The 22,331-nt window shown below is 71.0% G+C and carries 23 protein-coding genes; 11 read left to right on the top strand and 12 right to left on the bottom strand.

The window, feature by feature from the left end; all coding sequences use genetic code 11:
- The first annotated feature begins 258 nt into the window (after positions 1–258).
- The gene (locus VG296_RS01670) at positions 259–918 is read left to right on the top strand and encodes a GTP cyclohydrolase II (protein WP_325562259.1); all 660 of its coding nucleotides are present in this window, start codon (positions 259–261) and stop codon (positions 916–918) included.
- On the opposite strand, the gene VG296_RS01665 is transcribed toward VG296_RS01670, so the two are convergent.
- Positions 864–1,649, bottom strand: coding sequence for a lysophospholipid acyltransferase family protein (locus VG296_RS01665; RefSeq protein ID WP_325562258.1), 786 nt, complete (start codon positions 1,647–1,649; stop codon positions 864–866). The two genes, VG296_RS01670 and VG296_RS01665, sit on opposite strands and share 55 nt — an antisense overlap.
- Positions 1,650–1,822: 173 nt before the next feature.
- Between VG296_RS01665 and VG296_RS01660 the strand changes: the two genes are divergently transcribed.
- Complete coding sequence (locus VG296_RS01660) at positions 1,823–2,638, top strand: alpha/beta hydrolase (RefSeq protein WP_325562257.1); 816 nt, start codon at positions 1,823–1,825, stop codon at positions 2,636–2,638.
- Entirely contained in the window at positions 2,635–3,180 is a 546-nt protein-coding gene (locus VG296_RS01655) for a hypothetical protein (protein WP_325562256.1), read from the top strand. The genes VG296_RS01660 and VG296_RS01655 overlap by 4 nt, the downstream gene beginning before the upstream one ends.
- A gap of 53 nt (positions 3,181–3,233) precedes the next feature.
- Here VG296_RS01655 and VG296_RS01650 read toward each other — a convergent pair whose 3' ends face one another.
- From VG296_RS01650 to VG296_RS01635, 4 genes are all read right to left on the bottom strand, one after another.
- Complete coding sequence (locus tag VG296_RS01650; RefSeq protein ID WP_325562255.1) at positions 3,234–4,178, bottom strand: ROK family glucokinase; 945 nt, start codon at positions 4,176–4,178, stop codon at positions 3,234–3,236.
- Positions 4,179–4,220: 42 nt separating this feature from the next.
- Positions 4,221–4,667 (bottom strand): hypothetical protein, encoded by a 447-nt coding sequence (locus VG296_RS01645; protein WP_325562253.1) that lies wholly within the window; start codon positions 4,665–4,667, stop codon positions 4,221–4,223.
- A gap of 78 nt (positions 4,668–4,745) precedes the next feature.
- Positions 4,746–6,119, bottom strand: coding sequence for an ArsA family ATPase (locus VG296_RS01640; protein ID WP_325562251.1), 1,374 nt, complete (start codon positions 6,117–6,119; stop codon positions 4,746–4,748).
- Positions 6,103–6,549, bottom strand: a complete 447-nt coding sequence (locus VG296_RS01635) for an SRPBCC family protein (protein ID WP_325562249.1) — start codon at positions 6,547–6,549, stop codon at positions 6,103–6,105. The genes VG296_RS01640 and VG296_RS01635 overlap by 17 nt, the downstream gene beginning before the upstream one ends.
- A gap of 198 nt (positions 6,550–6,747) precedes the next feature.
- Here VG296_RS01635 and VG296_RS01630 point away from each other — a divergent pair, with 198 nt between their 5' ends.
- A complete protein-coding gene (locus VG296_RS01630; RefSeq protein WP_325562247.1) occupies positions 6,748–8,559 on the top strand; it encodes an AMP-dependent synthetase/ligase in 1,812 nt (603 codons plus the stop codon).
- A gap of 25 nt (positions 8,560–8,584) precedes the next feature.
- On the opposite strand, the gene VG296_RS01625 is transcribed toward VG296_RS01630, so the two are convergent.
- Both VG296_RS01625 and VG296_RS01620 read right to left on the bottom strand, forming a co-directional pair.
- Entirely contained in the window at positions 8,585–9,124 is a 540-nt protein-coding gene (locus VG296_RS01625) for a hypothetical protein (RefSeq protein ID WP_325562244.1), read from the bottom strand.
- 18 nt (positions 9,125–9,142) lie between these two features.
- Positions 9,143–10,264 (bottom strand): LacI family DNA-binding transcriptional regulator, encoded by a 1,122-nt coding sequence (locus VG296_RS01620; RefSeq protein ID WP_325562242.1) that lies wholly within the window; start codon positions 10,262–10,264, stop codon positions 9,143–9,145.
- A 79-nt stretch (positions 10,265–10,343) separates the two neighbouring features.
- Here VG296_RS01620 and VG296_RS01615 point away from each other — a divergent pair, with 79 nt between their 5' ends.
- From VG296_RS01615 to VG296_RS01600, 4 genes are read left to right on the top strand one after another with little or no spacing between them, the layout of a single operon-like run.
- On the top strand, positions 10,344–11,516 hold the full coding sequence (locus VG296_RS01615) for a Gfo/Idh/MocA family oxidoreductase (protein ID WP_325562240.1): 1,173 nt from the start codon (positions 10,344–10,346) through the stop codon (positions 11,514–11,516).
- Positions 11,516–12,586: a dihydrodipicolinate synthase family protein gene (locus tag VG296_RS01610; RefSeq protein ID WP_325562238.1), complete on the top strand. Its 1,071-nt coding sequence runs from the start codon at positions 11,516–11,518 to the stop codon at positions 12,584–12,586. The genes VG296_RS01615 and VG296_RS01610 overlap by 1 nt, the downstream gene beginning before the upstream one ends.
- Positions 12,579–13,406, top strand: coding sequence for a sugar phosphate isomerase/epimerase family protein (locus tag VG296_RS01605; RefSeq protein ID WP_325562236.1), 828 nt, complete (start codon positions 12,579–12,581; stop codon positions 13,404–13,406). Before VG296_RS01610 ends, VG296_RS01605 begins: the two co-directional genes overlap by 8 nt.
- 24 nt (positions 13,407–13,430) lie before the next feature.
- A complete protein-coding gene (locus tag VG296_RS01600) occupies positions 13,431–14,111 on the top strand; it encodes a ThuA domain-containing protein (protein WP_325562234.1) in 681 nt (226 codons plus the stop codon).
- Here VG296_RS01600 and VG296_RS01595 read toward each other — a convergent pair.
- A complete protein-coding gene (locus VG296_RS01595; protein WP_349259422.1) occupies positions 14,108–14,962 on the bottom strand; it encodes a TrmH family RNA methyltransferase in 855 nt (284 codons plus the stop codon). The genes VG296_RS01600 and VG296_RS01595 overlap by 4 nt on opposite strands.
- 150 nt (positions 14,963–15,112) lie before the next feature.
- Between VG296_RS01595 and VG296_RS01590 the strand changes: the two genes are divergently transcribed.
- Positions 15,113–15,865 (top strand): hypothetical protein, encoded by a 753-nt coding sequence (locus VG296_RS01590; protein WP_325562230.1) that lies wholly within the window; start codon positions 15,113–15,115, stop codon positions 15,863–15,865.
- 14 nt (positions 15,866–15,879) lie between these two features.
- On the opposite strand, the gene VG296_RS01585 is transcribed toward VG296_RS01590, so the two are convergent.
- A complete protein-coding gene (locus tag VG296_RS01585; protein ID WP_325562228.1) occupies positions 15,880–17,043 on the bottom strand; it encodes a glycosyltransferase family 4 protein in 1,164 nt (387 codons plus the stop codon).
- 60 nt (positions 17,044–17,103) lie between these two features.
- Here VG296_RS01585 and VG296_RS01580 point away from each other — a divergent pair, with 60 nt between their 5' ends.
- On the top strand, positions 17,104–18,429 hold the full coding sequence (locus tag VG296_RS01580; RefSeq protein ID WP_325562226.1) for a glycosyltransferase family 87 protein: 1,326 nt from the start codon (positions 17,104–17,106) through the stop codon (positions 18,427–18,429).
- 32 nt (positions 18,430–18,461) lie between these two features.
- Here the strand turns inward: VG296_RS01580 and VG296_RS01575 are convergent, their stop codons facing one another.
- The 3 genes from VG296_RS01575 to VG296_RS01565 form a co-directional block, all read right to left on the bottom strand.
- Positions 18,462–19,397: an RNA polymerase sigma-70 factor gene (locus tag VG296_RS01575; RefSeq protein WP_325562224.1), complete on the bottom strand. Its 936-nt coding sequence runs from the start codon at positions 19,395–19,397 to the stop codon at positions 18,462–18,464.
- Positions 19,398–19,530: 133 nt separating this feature from the next.
- Complete coding sequence (locus VG296_RS01570; RefSeq protein ID WP_325562222.1) at positions 19,531–19,965, bottom strand: VOC family protein; 435 nt, start codon at positions 19,963–19,965, stop codon at positions 19,531–19,533.
- Positions 19,966–20,007: 42 nt separating this feature from the next.
- Positions 20,008–21,447 (bottom strand): alpha/beta hydrolase family protein, encoded by a 1,440-nt coding sequence (locus VG296_RS01565; protein ID WP_325562220.1) that lies wholly within the window; start codon positions 21,445–21,447, stop codon positions 20,008–20,010.
- Here VG296_RS01565 and VG296_RS01560 point away from each other — a divergent pair.
- Entirely contained in the window at positions 21,424–22,320 is an 897-nt protein-coding gene (locus VG296_RS01560; RefSeq protein WP_325562218.1) for a winged helix-turn-helix domain-containing protein, read from the top strand. The two genes, VG296_RS01565 and VG296_RS01560, sit on opposite strands and share 24 nt — an antisense overlap.
- Positions 22,321–22,331: the final 11 nt, after the last annotated feature.

Here is a 22,331-nt window from a genome sequence, read left to right as displayed (position 1 = left end):
GTTGAAAGCCGTTGACTGTGGGGTCGAGGTGGGGCGCCGTTGCCCACGGACCGATCAGGCACTCCCTACGGTCACCGACCTCGACCCCCAACTTACCGGTTACCGATGGGTTTCGGATGCCCCGCCCGTATCGCGGACCGGTTACGTGCGGATGAACACCAACCGGCCGCGGCCCGCTGGGGAATTGCCGGGGGTCCTCGATCGTTCAATGCGGAGAACCGCCAGTACGAAGGTCCTCACGAGTCTCAGGAGACAAGGATGAGCAACGCCTCTCTCGCACCGGCCTCGGTGCGCACCTCGGTGCGGATCCCGCTTCGGTTCTCCGACGGCTTCCGCGTCGATGCACAGGTGTTCACCTTCGAGGGGCTGGTCGACGGGCAGGAGCACATAGCCCTGGGGCTCGGCGACTACAAACATACGAGCGCGCCGCTGGTCCGGCTGCACTCGGAGTGCCTGACCGGGGACGTCTTCGGCTCGGCGCGCTGCGACTGCGGGCCGCAGCTGCGCGACGCGGCGGAGAAGATCTCGCAGGCCGGCGGCTACCTGATCTACCTGCGCCAGGAGGGCCGCGGCATCGGCCTGTACAACAAGCTGGACGCGTACGCGCTGCAGGACCAGGGCCTGAACACCTACGAGGCGAACGAGGCGCTCGGGCTGCCCTCGGACGGCCGCGACTACACGGCCGCCGCGCAGATGCTGACCACGCTCGGCGCGCGCCGGATCGAGCTGCTGTCGAACAACCCGGACAAGGCCAAGCAGCTGACCGCGCACGGCATCGAGATCCAGCGCAAGGTGCCCACCGGCGTCTTCGTCACGCCCACCAACCTGCGCTACCTGCAGGCGAAGGTGAACGTGACGGGGCATCAGATCCTGCTGGACGGCTCCGGCGCCTCGGCGCTGCCGGCGGCCGCGGCCTGATCGTCGGTCGCTTGCTCGAGGGGTGCGGCGGCGGGGGCCTTCTTCTTCACGTCGGAGGCGTAGCGGTCGACGTATTCGCGGCCGGTCATCGTCACCAGGGTGTGCATTATCTCGTCGGTGATCGCGCGCAGCACGGTGTGTTCGTGCTCGGTGTCCTGCACCGCGTCCCAGAGCTCGCCGGCGTAGCGGGAGAAGTCCAGCGGCGGCCCGAAGGTGACGGTGACCGGATGCACCTTCGGCAGCATCTTCCCGGTGGGCTGCACCTTCTCGGTGCCGGAGATCGCGCAGGGCACCACGGGGCAGCGCGCGGTCAGGGCGATGCGCGCGGCCCCGGTGCGGCCCTTGTACAGCCGCCCGTCCGGCGAGCGGGTGCCCTCCGGGTAGAGCCCGACGATCTGGCCCTGGTCAAGCAGCCGCAGCGCGGTCTTGATCGCGGCGTCCGCGGCCCGGGCCCCGGCGCGGTCGATCGGCACCGAGCCGACCCCCTTGAAGAAGCCCGCCGAGAGCCAGCCCTTGACCCCGGGGCCGCTGAAGTATTCAGCCTTCGCCAGGAACTTCACCGGCCGGGGCGTGAGCAGCGGCATGAAGATGGAGTCGGAGAAGGACTGGTGGTTGGCCACCAGCAGCACCGGGCCGGACTCCGGGATGTGCTCGACCCCCTCCGCCTGCGGCCGGAACACGACGTGCAATGCCGGGCCGAGCAGACCACGCTTGAGCAAGCCGTATAACACCGGTCCTCCGATCGATGGGGCGACTACCCTGGAAGATACCGAAGCGGCCGCATGCGCGTGTCGTTCACCGCGGGGCCGGGCCGGGTCCGCTTTCCGGCCGTATTACTGTACGAGACAAGGGATCGCGTGGGACCATGCGAACAGTAGCGCGTGACCCTCTAAGGAGCGGGCCGATGACCGAGGTCGAGACTGACACCGTCGAGGAGCCCGCGGGCGAAGCCGCGCAGCCCGGCGCCGAGCCGTGGAGCGCCGGGCCCGCCGAGGCCGCGATCGGCGTGTTGTTGTGCCACGGCTTCACCGGCTCGCCGCAGTCGATGCGGCCCTGGGGCGAGTATCTCGCCGCGCGGCATCCCGAATACGCGATCGATCTCCCGCTGCTGCCGGGCCACGCACTGCCCTGGCGCGAACTGCAGCGCACCCGCTGGACCGACTGGTACGGGCGGATGGATCGGGCTTTCCTGGACCTCAAAGAGCGCTGCGACCAGGTCTTCCTGATGGGTCTTTCGATGGGCGGCGGCATCGCGCTGCGGCTGGCCGAGCAGCACGCGGCGGACGTGGCCGGGCTGGTGCTGGTCAATCCGTCGGTGACCAGGAACAAACCGGCGGAGGCGCTGCTTCCCTTGCTGAGCAAGGTGATCCCGTCCGTCCCGGCGATCGCCTCGGACATCAAGAAGCCGGGGACGAAGGAGTGGGGGACCGATCGCACGCCGCTCAAGGCCGCGCACTCGCTCAGCCGGTTCTGGACCGTCGTCGCCGCGGACCTGCCGAAGGTGACCGCGCCGGTGCTGGTGCTGCGCTCGGCCGAGGACCACATCGTGCATCCGCGCAACAGCGCCCTGGTACTCGCGAAGGTGGGCTCCACGGACAAGCGGGAGGTCGTGCTGGCCGAGAGCTACCACGTCGCCACGTTGGACAACGACGCCGACCTCATCTTCGCGAACTCGGCGGAGTTCGTCGAACGGATCGGAGCGAGGGAGGCGGCACAGTGAGCGGAACGGAGCGCCCCGGCGAGCCGGACGGGCCCGCCGACGCCGAGGCCGAGGCCGCCTGGAACGACCTGGTCGCCGCCTTCCACGAGTCGCCGCCGTCCGAAGGGCCGGTGCCGTGGCCGGAGGCGGAGAACGTCACCCAGCAGCCGCCCGCGCCCGGAACCCCGGAGCCCGGCGCCCGCGTGGTGCGCCCGGCCGCCCGGCCCGCGCCGCCGCGTCCGGTGGACTCGCGGCTGACCTGGACCTCGGGCACGATCGGACCGCGCGACGCGCCGCAGCCCGATGAGCCAGCGCCGGAGACCTTCGAGCCGCCCACGCCGGAGCCGCTGCCCAGCCTGGACTGGCCGGCCCGGGCGGCCTGGCTCGGCGCGCTCGGCGGCCCCGGCTATCTGATGGCGGCGACGATACTGAACTGGCAGACGCCGACCTGGCTCGCGGTGGGCAGCGCGTTCGCCGGCCTGTGCGGCTTCGGCTACCTGGTCAGCCGGCTCAAGCCGCACCACGACGACGATGACGACGACAACTTCGGCGCGGTGGTCTAGAACGTGGAAACCCGCCGCCGACGGAACGTCGGCGGCGGGCCTGCGGATGATGGTTAGCCTCTGTCCCTGGCCAGGTCGGCGGCGCCGATGATTCCGGCGTCCGGGCCGAGGGTCGCGATGACCACCTCGGCCAGCGGGCGCTGGCCGGTGGCCGGGGCCTTCTCCACGTAGGCCTTGCGCGCGGGCGCGGCGAGGAGCTCGCCCGCCTCGGACACGCCGCCGCCGAGGATGATCACGCCAGGGTCCAGGATCGCGGTCATGTCCGCCATCGACTGGCCGATCCACGTCGCGACCTCGGTGAAGCCGTCCAGCGCGACCGGGTCGCCCTCGCGCGCGGCGACGGTGATGTGCGAGCCGACGATGCCCTCCGGCGTGCCGTCACCGAGGCCGAGCAGTATCTTCGCCCGCTCCGGCTCGCGCGCCGCGGCCTGCTTCACGATCCGGGTCAGCGCGCTGCCGGAGGCGTACTGCTCGAGGCAGCCGTGCTGGCCGCAGCCGCAGGGCAGCCCGTCCGGCACCGCGCGGTAGTGGCCGAGCTCGGCGCCGATGCCGAAGTGGCCGCGCAGCAGCCGGCCGCCGATGATCACGCCGCCGCCGACGCCGGTGCCGATGGTCAGCAGCACCACGTTGTCCTCGCCGTTGCCCGCGCCGAACCGGGCCTCGCCCCAGGCGGCCACGTTCGCGTCGTTCTCCACCACGACCGGGAGGTCGGCCAGGCCCTCGATCCGGTCCCGCAGCGGCTCGTTGCGCCAGGACATGTTCGCGGCGAACAGCACCGTCGCGCGGTCCGCGCTGACGAAGCCGGCCGCGCCCAGGCCCACGGCCTCGACCTCGTGCCCCTGCCGCACCGTGTTGACGGCCTCGGCGATGGTCGCGGCGACCTGCGCGGATTCATGCGGTGTGGCGAGCTTGACCCGTTCCAGGATCGCGCCCCGCTCGTCCACCACACCGGCGGCGATCTTCGTGCCGCCGATGTCCACGCCGATCGTCAGTGCCATGATGCCCTCACACGCCTCGTCGCTCGCATCCGCTCTCCGCCTTCAGTCCTGCTCCGGAACGTCGTCCCCGGGTTCCTCGGTTTCCGCGGGCGCCTCGTCCTGCAGCACCTCCACGACGACGTCCGTCCCGGCGGACGGATCCGCGTTCCGCTCGCTGTTCCCGGCCCACAGCTGCTCGCTGCCGCGGATCAGCGAGCGCACCGCGGACGCCAGCTCATCGCCGGCGCTCGTCAGGTGCCCGGCCGCTTCCGGGTAGTTGTGCACCAGGGGCTGCAGGAACTGCGAATACACGGCGTCCCACAGTTTGCGAGCCTCCGCGCCCAACGACTCCGGATCATCCCTCACCGACTCAGTCCGCGTCCAGTCCGGTTCGTCGACCGGGGACGCGGGCAGGCCGGACTCGGCGTCGTGCACCGGGATCTCGAAGCCCTCGGCCTCGTCGAACTCGTCGGACTGCTCGTCCCGCGGTTCGCGCTGTGCATCGTTCACGCTCTGCTCCCCGAATCGGCTCTGGGTACGGTTGGATCAAGGACTGTGCCGCGGCGCGCGCGTTCTCCCGCGCACCCGCTAGGAGGCCGCGGCCGCGGCGCCGGCGGCGTCGGGAGGCCCGGGCGGCTCGCTCGCCGCCGCGGCGTCCCCGGCGGCCCGCGGCGCGGCGGGCCACTGCGCGGGATCCGGCACGAAGCGGATCTCCAGGGCCTGATTGCGCAGCACGGCCCCGGCGATCTTGCAGCGCCGCAGCACCGGTTCGAGTCGCAGCGTACGTCGATACGGTCCGACGGTGAGCACCAGCTCCTCGTCCCGGCGCAGCAGCCCCATCGCCCGGCGGTCGGCTCCCGGCAGGGGCACGCTCAGTACATACCCCTCCCCGGCCTTCGCCACCGTCGGCTCCGGCGCCCTTCCCGGCGCGCCGAGGCCGTCCACCTCGCCGTAGGCCGCCGCGGCGACCACGGCGAGCTCCTCGAGCCCCAGCGGCTCGCAGGGCCGGTACGGCACCTCGTGCCGGGCGACCCCGGCGAAGATCTCGGCGAGCTGCTCGGCGGCGATCTGCTGGGCCGCCGCCCAGCCGCGCGACCAGCTGTCCCGCGGCGCCTCGACGACCTGCCGGTTCACCATGAGCGCGTCCAGCCGCAGGCCGTAGAGCGCGAGCCCGCAGCGGGCCGAGCGCAGCCGGTCGAGGCCGACGATGTCCGGGGTGGCGACCAGCCGCACCGAGGAGAGCTGATGCGCCAACACCTCCTCGACCGCGCCGCACTCGCGGACCAGAGCGTCCGTCATGTCCACCAGCGCGGTCTGCGGCAGCGGCAGCCCGGCGAAGGTGGCCAGCATCGGCCGCAGCGCGCGGGCGGCCTGCGTCTCCACCGGCCGGGCGCGGCGCAGCCAGTCGCGCGCGCAGACCGGCAGGGACAGCAGCCGCAGCGCCTGGCCGAGCGGCGGCAGGTCCACCACGACCAGATCCCAGGCGCCGCCGTCCACCGCGGCCGCGATCTCGGCAAGCGCCAGCGGCTCGCCGGCGCCGGGCGGGGCGAGCAGTTCGGCGGCGTCCGGCAGGGTGAGCCCGATGGTCTCGACGAAGCTGCGCACCCGGGTGACGGCCTTGCCGTACCACTGCTCGAAGGCGGCCTGCGGGGCGAAGCTCTGGGCGTAGAGCAGCCCGTCGACCTGCGTGGGCACCGCGCCGACCGGGTGGTCCAGGACGGTGGCGAGGTCCGCGCCGTCCCCGTCGTGGGCCAGCGAGCCGAGGGAGAGCAGCAGGGTGCGCATGCCGCGCTGGGCCCCGTGCGCGGCGGTCGCGGCGGCCAGCGTGGTCACGCCGCTGCCACCCTTGCCGGTGAACAGGATCAGATTGGTCACCCGCGAGTCGGGGCCGGCCGACGCGGGCCCGTGTGCGCCGCCGTCCGCCTCCCCCTCGCCCGGGCCGCCGTTACCGTAGGGACTCAACGCGCTTCTTCAACCCGGCCAGGGCGCGGTCGATGATGACCTTCTCCATCTTGGACTTCATCATGCCGAGCAACGGGATCTTGGTGTCCACGGCGAGGGTGTACTCGACGGTGGTGCTCGCCCCGCCCGCGCCGGGCGTGAGCGTGTAAGCGCCCTCCAGGGCGCGCAGCATGTCCCCCTTCACCAGGCTCCAGCGCACGGCGCGGTCGCCCTCGAAGGTGTAGGCCAGCTCCTGCCGGTCGCGCAGCGCCCCGCCGTCGATGGTCAGCACGGCCCGGCTGGCCCGGCCGGTCTCCGCGTCGGTCTCCAGCACCTCGGCCCGCTTGACCTCCCCGGTCCACTCCGGGTAGGCCCGCAGGTCCGCGATCACGGCCATGACCGCGTCGGCGGGCGCGCCGATCTCGATCGAGGCCCGGGTACGGTCCGCCATCGGTCCCCTTCCCACTCCGTCGCGCCGCGTGAGCGCGCAAGCCCAAGGGTATCGTGTCGGCCCGACACGGTCTTCGGCCCCGGCCACCGGTGATGAAATCTTCCCCATACACTCTGGCTACCGGCCGGTAATAAGTTGTACCTTCGTGGCGCGGGCGTTTTCGTGCCCCGCCTATCCTCCAGTGCAAGGAGCCTGCCCGTGCGCGAGTTCACTGTCGAACCGTTGTACAAGGTGCCCGAGAAGGCGAACCTGACCGACCTGGTGCACACGGCCGCGGCAGAGGTGCCGAATCAAGCCGGTCTGGCGCGCAAGGTCGGCGGCGCCTGGCGGGACGTGACCTTTGCGACCTTCCTCGCGGAGGTCCAGTCGGCGGCGAAAGGGCTGGTAGCCCTCGGCGTGTCGGCCGGCGACCGGGTCGCGATCATGTCGCGCACCAGCTACGAGTGGTCGCTGCTCGACTTCGCGATCTGGGAGGCCGGCGGCGTGCCGGTGCCGATCTACGAGACCTCGTCCGCCGAGCAGGTGGCGTGGATCCTGAAGGACTCCGGCGCGGTGGCCGTGTTCACCGAGCTCGACGCGAACACCGCGACCGTGGAGTCGGTGCGCGACCAGGCGGACACGCTCAAGGACGTCTGGCAGATCGAGGCGAGCGGCGACGGCCGCGGCGCCGTCGCGATGCTGGGCGAGGCCGGGGCCGAGGTGTCGGACGAGGCGCTGGCGGAGCGCCGCGCGACGCTGCTGCCGGAGACCGTCGCCACCATCATCTACACCTCGGGCACCACGGGCCGGCCCAAGGGCTGCATGCTCACGCACGGGAACCTGCTGTTCGAGGCGGGCAACGCGGTCGGCGTGCTCACCCGGATGTTCAAGGGCGACGAGGCCAGCACCCTGCTGTTCCTCCCGCTGGCGCACGTGTTCGCGCGCATCATCAACGTCGGCGCGCTGATGGCCCGCGCCAAGCTCGGCTACTGCGGCGACACGCGGGAGCTGCTGCCGGAGCTCGCCTCCTTCCAGCCGACGTTCCTGCTGACCATCCCGCGCGTGCTGGAGAAGGTCTACAACTCGGCCAGCGCGAAGGCGCACTCCGAGGGCAAGGGCAAGATCTTCGACGCCGCTGCCGCCACCGCGATCGCCTGGGGCGAGGCCAAGTACCGGGGCAAGATCCCGGTCGGCCTGAACCTGAAGCACAAGGTGTTCGACCGCCTCGTGTACGGCAAGCTGCGCGCGGCCCTCGGCGGCCAGACCGCGCACACGATCTCCGGCGGCGCCCCGCTCGGCGAGCGGCTGACGTACTTCTACAACGGAATCGGCCTGACGGTCTGCGAGGGCTACGGCTTGACCGAGACCTCGCCGGCCATCGCAGTGAACCCGATCGAGGCGATCCGCCCGGGCACCGTCGGCCTGCCGCTGCCCGGCGTGACCCTGCGGATCGCCGGGGACGGCGAGATCGAGGCCAAGGGCGAGGTCGTCTTCCAGGGCTACTGGCGCAACGACGAGGCGACCCGGGACGTGATGACCGAGGACGGCTTCTTCAAGACCGGCGACCTCGGCGAGCTCGACCAGGACGGCTACCTGCGCATCACCGGCCGGAAGAAGGAACTGCTGGTCACCTCGGGCGGCAAGAACGTGGCGCCGGCCGTGCTCGAGGACCGGCTGAACGCGCACGCCCTCGTCGCCCAGTCGATGGTCGTCGGCGACGCCAAGCCGTTCATCAGCGCCCTGATCACCCTCGACCCGGAGTCGCTGCCGCACTGGCTCTCCCAGCACGGCAAGCCCGCGGACATGTCCCTCGCCGACCTGTGCAAGGACCCGGAGCTGATCGCCGACCTGCAGGCCGCGATCGACGACGCCAACAAGGCCGTCTCCAAGGCCGAGTCCGTCCGCAAGTTCGAAGTGCTCCCGATCGAGTGGACCATCACCGCCGGCCAGCTCACCCCCAAGCAGAGCATCCGCCGGCACATCCTCACCGCCGAGTACGCCGAGAAGATCGAGGCGATGTACGCGAAGTGAGGCCGCCGGCCGGTCGTGCCGTTCGCTAGTTCGGCCAGACCTGGTCGCCGATGAACGCGTCGATCGCATCGGCGACCTGTCCGGCGACGGCGGTCGTGGCGGAGACCGGGCCGGGTACGTGGAGCGCGTGGTCCGCGCCCGGAATCTCCAGCACGTGCGGGGAGATCCGGCGCGCGGTCGCGCCGTCCCACAGCTCGTCCGCGCCGCCGCCGATCAGCAGCGGCGGATACTCGGCGGCCGTGATCTCTTCGACCACTTCGGGGACGGTGAGCAGCGGCGTGAGCCAGACTGCGTGCAGCGCGCGCTCGGCGATGAGCCCTGCGGACAGTGAGCCGAGGGACTTGCCGATGACCAGGGCGTCGTCGTCGCCGACGGCCTCGGCTACCTGGCCGCGCACGACGTCGATCCGGTGCCGCGTGTCGTCGAATTTCCGCGGCAGGCGCCACGCGATCGAGCGCACCTCGCCGCCGCGGCGTTCGACGGCGAGCCGCGCGTAGAAGAGCAGCGGGGCCGCGACCGGATAGTTGGCACCGGGGGCGAGTACGGCGACGCGCTGAGCTTCCATGGAAACGAGCTTACTGAGTCAGCGCCGCGCGGCGGGGGCTGTCGAGGCGCGGGTGACGAGGTCGACGGGGATGTCGATGGTCTTCGGTGACGGCTCGTCGGGGTCGGCCAGCAGCAGGGACATGGCGCGTTCGCCCATGTGGCGGAGCGGGAGGCGGACGGTGGTCAGGGCGGGGCTGAGGTCGGCGGCGAACGGGAGGTCGTCGAAGCCGATCACCGAGAGATCGTCGGGGACCTTGCGGCCCGCGTCCTTGGCGGCCGCGAGGACTCCGGCGGCCATCAGGTCGTTGAGGGCGATCAGTGCGGTGAGGCCGGGGTGCGCGGCGAGGAGCTTCTTGGCGGCCTGGTAGCCGCCCTCGCGGGTGAAGTCGGCCGCGATGATGCGCAGGCCGTCGCCGAGGCCTGCTAGGCGCTGGCTCACCGTCAGCAGCGTCTCGGGGCCCGAGATGATGCCGATTCGCTTGTGGCCGAGGGCTTCGAGGTGCGCACGTGCTTGCCGGGCGCCGGCGACGTTGTCGGGGACGACGGCGTCGATGTGCGTGTCGGGGCGGGCGCCGATGGCGGCGACGCGGCCGCCCTCGCGGGTGAACGCGGCGATGGCCTCGGCGAGCCTGCCGCTGACCCGTGCGTCGGTGCTGCCGCTACCGGCGAGCAGGACGCCGCGCGCGCCCTGCGCCCGCAGCCTGCTGAGATAGTCGATCTCCAGCTCGGGGTCGCGGAAGGTCGCGGCCATCATGACCATGACGCCCTCGGCGTGGGCGGCGTGCATCGCTCCGGTCGCGATGGCGGCGAAGTACGGGTCGGTCACGTCGTGCACGATCAGGCCGACGGTGCTCGACCGGGCGCGGGCCAGGGCCTGCGCGTGCGGGTTGGAGACGTAGCCGAGGCGCTCCGCGGCCGTCTGGACGCGCTCGGCGAGCGGGCCGCGCACCTCCCGGCCCCCGGAGCGGTGCAGCACCCGGGAGGCCGTGGCCAGCGAGACCTCGGCCTCGGCCGCCACCTGCTTGAGCGTCACCGCGCCGGTCGCCGGGCGGATCCGGGCCGGCGCGGCGCCCGCGGCCGCAGCCGCAGCCGTCGCGCCCGTCGCGCCCGCCGCCGAACCGTTCGCCGCGCCGGCACCCCTTGACCTCTGCTCGTCCACGCCCCTACCCTACTCGCTGGAAAGCGCTTTCCAGATTGTCCTGACGCAACCGTCGCCCCGAGCCCCAAGGAAGGGCCAGATGAGCCGCACCACCCTCGGCATCGTGATGAACGGCGTGACCGGACGCATGGGCTACCGCCAGCACCTGATCCGCTCGATCCTGGCCCTGCGCGAGCAGGGCGGGCTCGCGCTGCCGGACGGGACGGTCCTGTGGCCCGAGCCGGTGCTCGTCGGCCGCAACGCGGACAAGCTGGAGGCCATGGCGACCAGGCACGGTCTGACCCGCTGGACCACCGACCTGGACGCGGCGCTCGCCGATCCGGCCGATCAGATCTACTTCGACGGCCAGCTCACCCACCTGCGCGAGGCCGCCGTCAAGAAGGCGATCGCGGCCGGGAAGCACATCTACGTGGAGAAGCCGACCGCGTCCTCGCTGGAGGGGGCGCTCGAACTCGCGCGGCTGGCGGACGAGGCGGGCGTGCGGCACGGCGTCGTGCAGGACAAGATCTTCCTGCCCGGCCTGCTCAAGCTGAAGCGCCTGGTGGACGGCGGCTTCTTCGGCCGGATCCTGTCGGTGCGCGGCGAGTTCGGCTACTGGGTCTTCGAGGGCGACTGGCAGGAGGCGCAGCGCCCGTCCTGGAACTACCGGGCCGAGGACGGCGGCGGCATCGTGCTCGACATGTTCCCGCACTGGCAGTACGTGCTCGAGCACACCGTCGCGCCGGTCCGCTCGGTCTACGCGCACAAGGTCACGCACATCCCCGAGCGGGTGGACGAGCTCGGCAAGCCCTACCAGGCCACCGCGGACGACGCGGCGTACGGCGTGTTCGAGCTCGAAGGCGGCGTCGTCGCGCAGATCAACTCCTCCTGGGCGGTGCGGGTCAACCGCGAGGAGCTCGTCGAGTTCCAGGTGGACGGCACGCACGGCAGCGCCGTCGCCGGGCTGCGCGAGTGCAGGTTCCAGTCCCGCGCCGGGACGCCGAAGCCGGTGTGGAACCCGGACATCCCGAACACGGTGCCGTTCCGCGAGCAGTGGCAGACCGTGCCGGACAACGGCGAGTTCGACAACGGATTCAAGCTCCAGTGGGAGCTGTTCCTCAAGCACGTCGTCCAGGACGCTCCCGGCACGCCGTTCCCGCACGACCTGTGGGCCGGGGCGAAGGGCGTGCAGCTGGCCGAGCTGGGCCTGGCCTCGGCCGCCGAGGGCCGCCGGATCGCCGTTCCGGACCTTCTTCCCGGCCGGGGCGCCTGATGCCGGTCTCCCGCACCGTCTTCGCCGCCGCGCACGTGGTGGCCGACCCGAACGCGGCGAACAGTGCACAGGGCGCTCCGGCCGTCGTTGACTGGGACGCGACGCTCGCGTTCCGGCACCGGCTGTGGTCGCTGGGCCTGGGCATCGCAGATGCGATGGACACCGCGCAGCGCGGCATGGGCCTGGACTGGGCCGCGACGAAGGAGCTGATCCGGCGGTCGGGCGCCGAGGCGCAGGCCGTCGGCGGTCTGGTCTGCTGCGGCGTCGGCACGGACCAGCTGCCCGGAGCGCCGGCCACACCGTATTCGCTCTCTGAGATCGGCGACGCGTACGAGGGCCAGCTCGAGGTCGTCGAGCAGGCCGGAACACAGCCGGTGCTGATGTGCAGCCGCGCGCTGGCCGCCGCCGCACGCGGCGCCGAGGACTACGCCGAGGTGTACGCCCGGATCCTGGACCAGGCCTCGCGTCCGGTGATCCTGCACTGGCTCGGCGACATGTTCGACCCGGCGCTGCACGGCTATTGGGGCAGCGCCGATCTCGACGTCGCGACCGAATCAGTGCTCTCCATCATCAGTGAACATGCCGCGAAGATCGACGGCATCAAGGTCTCGCTGCTCGACGCGGATCGCGAGATCGCGCTGCGTCGGCGGCTGCCGGAGGGCGTGCGCCTGTACACCGGCGACGACTTCAACTTCCCCGAGCTGATCGCGGGCGACGAGCAGGGTTTCAGCCACGCGCTGCTCGGCATCTTCGATCCGCTGGCCACGCAGGCCGCTCAGGCATTCGAGCTGCTCGACGCGGGCGACGTGGCCGGGTTCCGCGGCGTGCTCGATCCGCTGGTCCCGCTGGCGCGGCACATCTTCGCCGCGCCGACGCAGTTCTACAAGACCGGCGTCGTGTTCCTGGCGTACCTGTCGGGCTATCAGGAGCACTTCAAAATGGTCGGCGGGCAGCAGAACGGCCGCGACCGCGCGCATCTGACGAAGCTCTACGAGATGGCCGTGGACGGCGGGATCTTCCCTGATCCGGATCTGGCCGCGGCGCGCTTCAAGGAGTACAGCGGTGATTGAGCAGCTGTCCCTGAACGTCTGGACGACGAAGAACTGGAGCCTCGCCGAGGCGGTCGCTGGCTGCGTCGAGCAGGGCGTGCCGGGCATCGGCCTGTGGCGCGACAAGGTCGCCGAGCACGGCCTGGACGCGGCGGCGAAGCTGGTGCGCGACGCCGGCCTGACGGTGACGAGCCTGTGCCGCGGCGGATTCTTCACCTCGCCGGACTGGCTCGCGGACAACCACGCGGCCGTCGACGAGTGCGTGGCGCTCGGCACGAACGTGCTCGTGCTCGTGGTCGGCGGGCTGTATCGCGGCAGCAAGGACCTTCCGGCGGCGCGTGCCGCGGTGACGGACGGCATCGCCGAGCTCGCCCCGTACGCCGAGCGCCGCGGCGTGAAACTGGCGATCGAGCCGCTGCATCCGATGTTCTGCGCGGACCGCGCGGTGGTTTCGACGCTGGGCCAGGCTCTGGACATCGCCGACGAGGTGGCGGTGCGGACCGGATGCCGGAATGTCGGCGTATGCATTGATACGTACCACATCTGGTGGGATCCGGACGTGTTCAAGCAGATCGAGCGCGCGGGCGCGGGCGACCGCATCCACGCGTTTCAGGTGTGCGACTTCCTGCTGCCGATCCCGGCGGACGCGCTGCTCGGCCGCGGGCACGTGGGCGACGGCGTGATTGACGTCGCCGCGTTCGCGCGCGCCGTGCAGGCGACGGGATATAAGGGATTCACCGAGGTGGAAATCTTCAACCAGGAGATCTGGGACACACCGGGTGAACAGACCCTGCGAACCGTGATAGACCGGCATACGCAACTGTTTGCGGATCTCGACTGAGCGGACGGAGCGTGGGCTGCGGCCATGGCGCGGATATTGGTGTACTCGCGGACCACGGGCTACCGGCATGCGTCGATCCCGGCGGGTGTCGAGGCCCTGGAGAAGCTGGGCCTGGAGTACGGCTTCGGCGTCGAGGCGAGCGAGGGCGTGCACTGCTTCCGGCCGGGCCGGCTCGAGCGCTATGACGCGATCGTGTTCCTGTCCACCAGCGGCGCGGTGCTCGACGAGCCGGGCCGGGCCGCGTTGACGCACTACCTGAAGCAGGGCGGCAGCTGGCTCGGCATCCACGCCGCGTCCACGACCGAATACGACTGGCCCTGGTTCGAGGGCCTGGTCGGCGCGTGGTTCGACCGCCATCCGGAGCTCCAGCCCGCCGTGCTGACCGTCGAGGACCGCGAGCACCCGGCCACCGAGCACCTCGGCGAGCGGTGGGAGCGCACGGACGAGTGGTACGCCTTCCGCCGCAATCCGCGCTCCGCCGTGCAGGACATCAGGGTCCTGCTGACGGTCGACGAGGCGACGTACCAGGGCGGCACGATGGGCGCCGACCACCCGCTGTCCTGGTGCCACGAGTACGGCGGCGGCCGGTCCTTCTACACCGCGCTCGGGCACGCCGACGAGACGTTTCAGGACCCGGAGTTCCTGCGGCACGTGCTCGGCGCGCTGCGCTGGCTGGGCGTGGAGATGCGGGCCGAGGACGACTAGCCGGTGGCGGCGGACCTGCGCTGCCTGGCCGCCTCGTAGAGCACGACGCTCGCCGCGTTGGCCGCGTTGAGCGAACTCGCCGCGCCGCCGATCGGGATGCGCACGAGCGCGTCGCAGGCCTCGAGCCAGCCCTGGCTCAGGCCGCTGGTCTCGTTGCCGATCGCGAGCAGCGTCGGGACCGTGAGATCGAACTCCGCCACGTCCGCCTCGCCGTGCTCGTCCGTGCCGACGACCTGGATGTCCCGGCCCGCGGCGCGTTGCTCGGCGATCCACGCCTGGACCTGCGGAGGGCCGGGCACCCGCACCGTGGGCAGCGCGAAGAGCGAGCCCGTGCTCGCGCGCACGGCCTTGGGGTCATAAGGGTCGGCCGCGTGGCCCGACACGATCACCCCGTGCGCGCCGAACGCGTCCGCCGAACGGATGATCGAGCCCAGATTTCCCGGGCTGGTCGGCCGGTCGAAGACGAGACCGAGGAATGACGCGCCGGTTGATGATCCTACGCTGCATGTTCCGACACTGATCCGATCGAGCGAATCGGGGGCGGCGGCGACCACGGCGAGCAATTCCGGCGGCGTCGAATCCTTCTCGCCGAGTTCCGCGATGAGTTCGCCGGACATGCCGTACTGCGCCGCACGGCAGGAGCGCAGCGTATCGGCGGCCCAGCGCGAGAGCGGCCGGTCCAGGTCGAAGACCAGCGCCCGGATCGGCCAGCGGTATTCCAGCGCCAGGCTGATCGGGCGAACGCCCTGTACCAGGAACTCCCCCGCCCGGTGCCGCTTGCTCCGATTTCCGAGCAGCGCCTCCCATTGCTGGAACCTGGCGTTGCGCGATGTGATCCTCTCCACGTTCAGGAGTGTAGCGAGGGGCGAAGCTGCGGCGTTGTGTTCAAATCAGCACAGAGTGTAGGGTACGGATTCGCCCATCGGAGGACGACGGAAGCAGTTTCCGGTAGATGTCTGAGAAAAATTGTGGTTGAGAGCGGGGATCCCTGGGGGTATCGGGTGACGGACGTGGCGGTGTTCCACGGCGTCGCCTACCGCCAGGGCTCGGTCAACGATCCGATATGGCCGCGGATAGCGCTTGTCGAGGGGGATAACACGATCCTGGTACATCCGGACCGGCTCGACGAATGGTTCACCTCGCGCTGGACGTTCATGTGGCGCGAGGAGCCCTTCGAGGCTCGCGGGCTGCTGGACGGCGCGATGGAGGGGGTCTACCTCGGCGGGGACGTGGAATTCGCGGCGAAACACCTGCGCTCCGAGTTCGCCAAGTACCGCGGGCGTTTCCCGCTCGACGAGATCGCCGACCTGACGCGGCATCGCGACTCGCTGCTGCCCCGTTTTCGCCGGGAGCAGCGTTTGATGGCCGCTGCGGCGAAGTACCGCTCGGGCACCTTCGCGCGGCATCAGGGCCGTATCCACCCGGCGGCCGAAACGGTCGGCGAGGACGGACGCCTTTTCCTCACCGGTCCGGCGAACCTTGGGCCGCTGAACGTCGCCCTGGACGAGGTCGAGGAGTGGTACGCCACCGTATGGACCTTCCGCTGGTGGGGTGAGCCCTTCGAGGTGATGGATGTGACCCAGGGCCGGCTCAAGGGCATCTACATGGGCGGCCAGGCGCATTTCGCCTGGGATTACCTGCGCCTGGAGCCGGGCACGCGGCAGGACTACACGATCCTGCTGCCCGAGGAGAGCGTCGCGGAGCTCACCGAGCACCGCGAGGACCTACTCGCCCGCTGGCGGGACAAGCAGTAGCGAAAAGGCAATAGTCAGACCTGCAGCAGTTCCTTGAACGTGCGCTGCACGAGCGGCCACTGCCATTCGCGCTCGACCCAGGCCCGCCCGGCCCTGCCCATCTCCGCGGCCTTCGCCGGGTCGTTGAGCAGTTCCGCCACACGTTCGGCCGTTTGAGGGACACTCAGCTCGCCGCTGCCGGGCACGACGTAACCCGTTTCGCCCTCGACGACCGCGTCGGGCGCGCCGCCGGAATCGCCGCCGACGACGGCCATGCCGAGCGCCGAGGCCTCCAGGTAGACGATGCCGAGGCCCTCGATGTCGAGTCCGCCGCGGCGGGTCCGGCACGGCATCGCGAAGACGTCGCCCGCCGCGTACAGCCGGGGCAGCTCGCCCCAGGAGACGGGGCCGCTGAACACGACGTCCCTCGCCACGCCGGTGTCCTCGGCCAGCTTCTCCAGCTCCTTGCGGTACGGGCCGCCGCTGCCGATGAGCAGGGCCGCGTCCGGGACGGCCTTCTTGATCAGCGGCAGGGCCTTGATCAGCGTGTCCTGGCCCTTGCGCGGCACCAGCCGGGAGACGCAGACGACGGTCGGGCGGTCCGCCAGCCCCAGGCGCTCGCGCAGCGCCGCCGTCTCCGGCTCGGCGCGCACGCCCGGGTGGAAGGTCTCGATGTCCACGCCCGGGTGCAGCTGCGCCATCCGGCCGCGCGCCTGCGGGCTGAGCACGTCGCCGACCTTGCGGTGGTAGTAGTCCACCAGATAGGTGAGAACGTCCACGCCGTCACCGATCCGGCGCAACAGCTGCCTGGCGACCGGCAGCTGCGCCCAGCCGGCCTCGTGCCCGTGCGTGGTCGCGACCAGGCGCTCGACCCCCGCCTTGCGCCGCAGCGTCGGCGCCATCAGGGCCAGCGGCGCGGCCGCGCCGAACCAGACCCGGTCGCAGCCCTCGGATTTCGCGATCTCCACCGCGCGTCGCACGCGCTTGGGGTCCGGAATCATTACGGTTGTCTGGTCACGAATCGTCAGATACGGACGTTCCGCGTCGTACGCGCGGCACTCGTCCGCCCTGCCGCGCCAGGTCGAGGCGTACACGACCACGTCCGAAGGGGTGAACCCATCGACCATCGCTTGGACGAATGCCTGGATACCGCCGGGTCGCGGAGGGTAGTCGTTGGTGACGACGAGGGTGCGGGCCATGGGTCTACGATCTCATTCCCCCGCCACCCGCACGACCACCGATCAGGAACGGGACTGTCGATGAGCCTGCGGGCCATGATGACCCTCGCGCGGCTGCGCTCGGCGCTGCTGCCCGCGGCCACGTGGGCGTGGACCCGGGGCGTGCTGCTGCTCTACGTCTACAACGTGATCCCGTACATCTCGCACGGCGACATCACCGGCGACCTCAAGCTCTACAACCACTGGTCGAACGTCCTCAGCACCGGCCATTTCCCGCAGAACGACCCGAGCTGGCAGTACCCGCCGGGCGCCTCGCTGGTCATCGAGTTCCCCCGGCTGGTCCGCGCGCTGACCGGGATGAGCTACTACTCGGCCTTCTACGCGATGGCGCTGGCCTCCGATCTGATCATCTTCCTGCTGGTGGTCTACCGCTGCTGGCGCACCCAGGAGGAGACCGGGAACGAGCGGATCGACTACGTCGGCGCGTACGCCTACGTCGCGGCGATCTTCATGCTTGGTCCGTTCATCTTCGGCCGCTACGACATCACCGTGACCATGATCGCCTCGGTCGGCCTCGCGGTGTCGCTGCGCACGGCCGCGGCCACCTGGCGGCTGCGCGGCGCGGCGATCGGCCTCGGCACGATCGTGAAGGTCTGGCCGATGGCGCTGCTGCTCGGGCTGCCGCGCGGCCGCGACGGACGTCGCGCGGTGAGCTGGGCGGCGGTCGGCGGCGCCGTGCCCACGCTGCTCCTGCTGATCATGCCCGGCGCGCTGTCCTTCCTGAAGCAGCAGGGCGGCCGCGGCCTGGAGATCGAATCGGTGCTGGCCGCGCCGTTCCTGCTGGCCAGGCACTTCGGCTACCACGCCGTGATCCGCAACCGCTACGGCTCCTGGGAGATCATCGGCCCCGGCATCAGCGCGATCGCCGGGTTCTGCGAACTGCTCACGCTGCTCGGCTTCTGCTGGCTGCTGTGGTGGCGCCGGCGCGCGAAGCTGGCTCCGGAGCGCTGGACCGAGGGCGTGTACTACGACGCGAGCCTGGTCGCCGTGATGATCTCGATCATCACCAGCAGGGTGCTGAGCCCGCAGTACCTCGTCTGGGTGTGCGGCCTGATCGCGCTCTGCCTCGCGATCGCGCCGCTCAAGCAGGGCGGCACGGTGCTGGCCGGGCCGTGCTGGCTGCTGCTCGGCACGATCTCCATCACCCAGGTGGAGTTCCCGCTGCGGTTCGCCTCGCTCGTGCACGGCAGCACCAAGTCGGCGCTCTTCGTCACCGGCCGCAACGCCCTGCTGGTCGGCGCGACGGTCTGGGCCGCGTACCTGCTCTGGAAACGCTACGTCGTCGTCGAGGCGGTCCCCGAGATCCCCAAGACGGAGGAGGAGCGCGAGCCCGAGCCGGCCATCTGACCGGCTCGGGCTCGCCTCCGCCGCGCCTTTCTTCAGGAGCGCTCCGCCGCGTTCGCCTTCCGGGCCTCGCGCACCTCGCGGGCGACGGCCCAGGCGTCGGCGAGCTGCCCGAGATGGGTGAGCTTCTCTGGATTGCTCACGCTGCGGACGGTCTGGACCTGCCCGTCCAGCACTTCGAGGATCATGGTGTGCAGCACGCCGCCCTCCCGGTCGCGGAAGATCGCGCCGGGCTGGCCGTTGACCTCGTGCGGCTCCAGCGTCACGCCGATCTGGTCGAGCACCGGATAGTACGAGGCGAGCACGCGGGCCACCCGCTCCGTACCCACGACGGTCTTCGACAGGTTCGGCGCCTTGCCGCCGCCGTCCCCGACCATCTGCACGTCCGCGGAGAGCAGGTCCTGCAGCCCGAGCACGTCGCCGTCCCGGAGCGCGTCGAAGAACCGGGTGGCCAGCTCCTGCCGCTCCCGCCGGTCCGCCTCGAAGCGCGGCCGCTCGTCCCGCACATGCCGGCGCGCCCGCACCAGCAGCTGCCGGCACGCCGCCTCCGAGCGCCCGACCGCCGCGGCGATGTCGTCGTAGTCGAAGGCGAACACCTCGCGGAGCACGAACACCGCGCGTTCCAGCGGGCTGAGCCGCTCGAGCAGCACGAGCGCCGCCATCGACAGCGAGTCGGCCAGCTCCGCCGCGCGTGCCGGGTCCTCGTACGGATCGCTCAGCAGCGGCTCGGGGAACCACGGCCCGACGTACTGCTCCCGTCGCACCCGCGCGGAACGCAGCACGTCGATCGAGATCCGCGTCACCGTCGCCGAAAGGAAGGCCTTGGTCGAGTCGGGCACCGTCGCCGAGCCGTCGAAGCGCAGCCAGGCCTCCTGCACCACGTCCTCGGCCTCGCCGACGCTGCCCAGGATCCGATAAGCGATCGAGAACAGCAGCGGCCGCAGTTCCTCGAACTCCTCGACCTTGTTCATGCCTACCCCTTGCCCGCGTCGACGCTCACACCCTCGAGACGAGATGGCCCGGCGGCTTGTGACACTTCAGACGCTACGCGACTGTGACCAGGCTTGGGCTGGCGGATGACCATGACCGCGAGCAGGACGCGGTCTAGTCGAGACAGAACTCGTTGCCCTCGACGTCCTGCATCACGATGCACGACTCGTTCACGTCATCGGCAACCAGTAGTTGCACTCGCAGCGCGCCGAGCGCGAGGAGTCGTGTGCACTCGGCCTCGAGTGTGGCGAGGCGCTCCTGCCCCACCAGCCCGGTGCCGACCCGCACGTCGAGGTGCACCCGATTCTTGACGACCTTGCCTTCGGGAACGCGCTGGAAGAACAGCCGCGGGCCGATGCCTGAGGGATCGATGCAGGCGAACGCAGAACCCTGCTGTTCGGGCGGCAGCGAGCGGTCGAAATCGTCCCACGTGGCGAACGCCTCGGGCGGCGGCGGTACGACGTACCCCAGCACCTCGCACCAGAAGCGGGCGACGCGCTCAGGTTCCGCGCAGTCGAAGGTCACCTGGAACTGCTTGATCGACGCCACGGGGTCACCATAGCGCGGTGGTCGATTCGCTGGTGCCGTTCGTCAAGAGCGGACGCCGAGTGTTCGGTCCAGAAATTCGCGCAGGAGTCCGCGAACCTCGGGTACCGCGGTATCCGGGTCGATCGCACCGACGAGTGCATCCCGATCAGCAGACGTCATGAGGCCTTCGGCCTGCAGTTGCGCCGCCATCGGGGCGAGATCGGTGAAGACCCAGTGGTTCGCATTCGCGATCTGACGCCGTCTCGCACGGTGGCCGGAGCGGGCGAGCATGACCGACCAGGACAGGTCGAGCGCCTGCTCGTCAGTGAAACCACTGCTGCCCACCATCAGCATCGGCCGGTTCGTGCCGTGCTCGGCGACGCGAAGCAGCACACCGGGCTCGCCGGGTGCCGCCGGTGTCCAGTCCAAGTAGCCCTCCAGGTTCACGCCCGCGACGAATCGGGCGTCCTCATAGAGGGTTTGAGCGGCTGTCGTGCCGCCCGCCGAATGACCGTAGATCACCAACCGGCTCGGGTCGATCGCGCGGCCCAGGCCGCGAGGCGGCCTCCGGCCCAGCGCATCGGGATTGCCGCCCGCCGCCAGCGTTTCGAGGGCGTCGGCAACGAACTTGCAGTCGGCGATCCTCGTGTCGATCATCGTGCGGTACGTCGCGGCATCGGACCGGGGGTCGCCGCGGAAGACCGTGATCCGGTACCGGCCGCGATACGTCGTGGCCGTGGGGAACCCGACGTCGCACGCGTCTCCCGGGTGGTCGACGGTGGCCACGATGTAGCCGTGGCTGGCCAACTCCTCGGCGGTGTACGTGCCGAGCGTGCGCGGGTCGCCTCCACCGGGGCTGTAGATCACCGTCGGGCGGCGCCCGGGCAGAGCGGACGCGCCGGTGTGCGCGTGCGTCATCGTCGCCGCCCAGTTCACGCCCGAGGCCGGTAGCTGCGGGTGGCCGAGCGGCGCGATCTGGCCGAACAGCGCCGCTGCACCCGGCGCCATCTGCGCGGCCAGCGCGAAGCCCTGCGCGCCACATGCCGGGTAGAGGACCGTCACCATCAGCTCCCTGACCGGAATCGCCGAGTCCCACGGATCACGGCGCGAACGGTCGGCAAGGTAGAGCTCGACGGCACCGATGCGATACGGGCCGGTGGGCGCGGGCAGGCGCAGCACAGCGGGAGCGAGGTCGGCCCGGGCCGGACCCACCCCAAGCCCGGCACCGACCATACTCGCACCGGACACCAGGGCCAGCTTGGCCAGCGTCCGGCGATCGACAGCTGAAAGTCTTGTGGTCATGCCGCCCATCGTCTTCCCGCCGGGCACCGCGAGCGATCGATTAGGATCGAGGCGAAACGATCGCGCCGCGCGGGGATAGGGGCTGCCGTGATCCGTATCCACCTCACACCAGCCGATCTCGCACGCATCCGCTTCGCCGGCCGGCCCGCCCCGCTGCAAGAACTGAACGCGGCACTGATGATGCTCACCACCCCGCAGCACGCCCCACTGCTGTTCGGCCGTTGGCGCAGCCGCGCTCTAAGGGCGCTACCCGCTGCGGCCGTACCGTTGCGTGACCTCGTGCCGGGCCGCCGTGCTCCCGCATTCCTCGACAGCATCGCGCCGAGCCTGGATGAGGGCTTCGACGCCATGCGCACAAGCGACACGGCGTGGATCGCGGCTGAACTCGAACTCGCGTACGCGGCAGTGGGCACGGTCGGCCGAGCACCCACCTGGGTCAGGGATCTGCATCGCGGCTCATACGACGCCTGGCAGCCGGTTGTCCGCGCCCAGCGCTCGGCGTTCGATGCACTGCTCGCACCGGTCTGGCCACGCGTCCAGGACCTGCACCGCGCCGAGTTCGCGCGATACGCCGCGATCACCGCGCAACACGGCATCGGCCACGCTCTGACCAGCACCATTCTCGGCTCCCGGCTGAACGGCCATGCGTGGGAGTTGCCCGTCGCGACCACCACGCGCGAGGTCCACCCGGCCGGGCGCGGCGTACTGCTGCTACCGACGTTCCACTGGACCGGTGACCCGCTCGTATCGGACATGCCGGGCCGCCCCGTGACGGTGACCTTCCCGGCCGGCCCGCGCATCCCGCTCCCGCCGTCCGCCGTCGCCTCGGCGCAGGACGCACTGGCCGAAGTGCTCGGCCGCACACGACTGCGCATCCTGACGCTCAGCGGCGACGGCCTGAGCACCAGCGGGCTGGCCCGCGGCCTGGGCCTGAGCGCCGCGACCATCTCCGTGCACACCGCGGCGCTGCGCGCAGCCGGATTCATCACCAGCGCCCGGGACGGCAAAACAGTGGTGCACCGACGCACCGCGCTCGGCAGCCTCCTCCTCGGCATCCCGTACGACGCCGAGTAACACGCAACACA

The sequence above is a fragment of the Actinospica sp. genome (genome assembly GCF_035552695.1).
Classification (GTDB): Bacteria; Actinomycetota; Actinomycetes; order Streptomycetales; family Catenulisporaceae; genus Actinospica.
The sequence above is the reverse complement of the archived record's forward strand: the minus strand, read 5'-3'. Positions and strand labels throughout refer to the sequence as shown.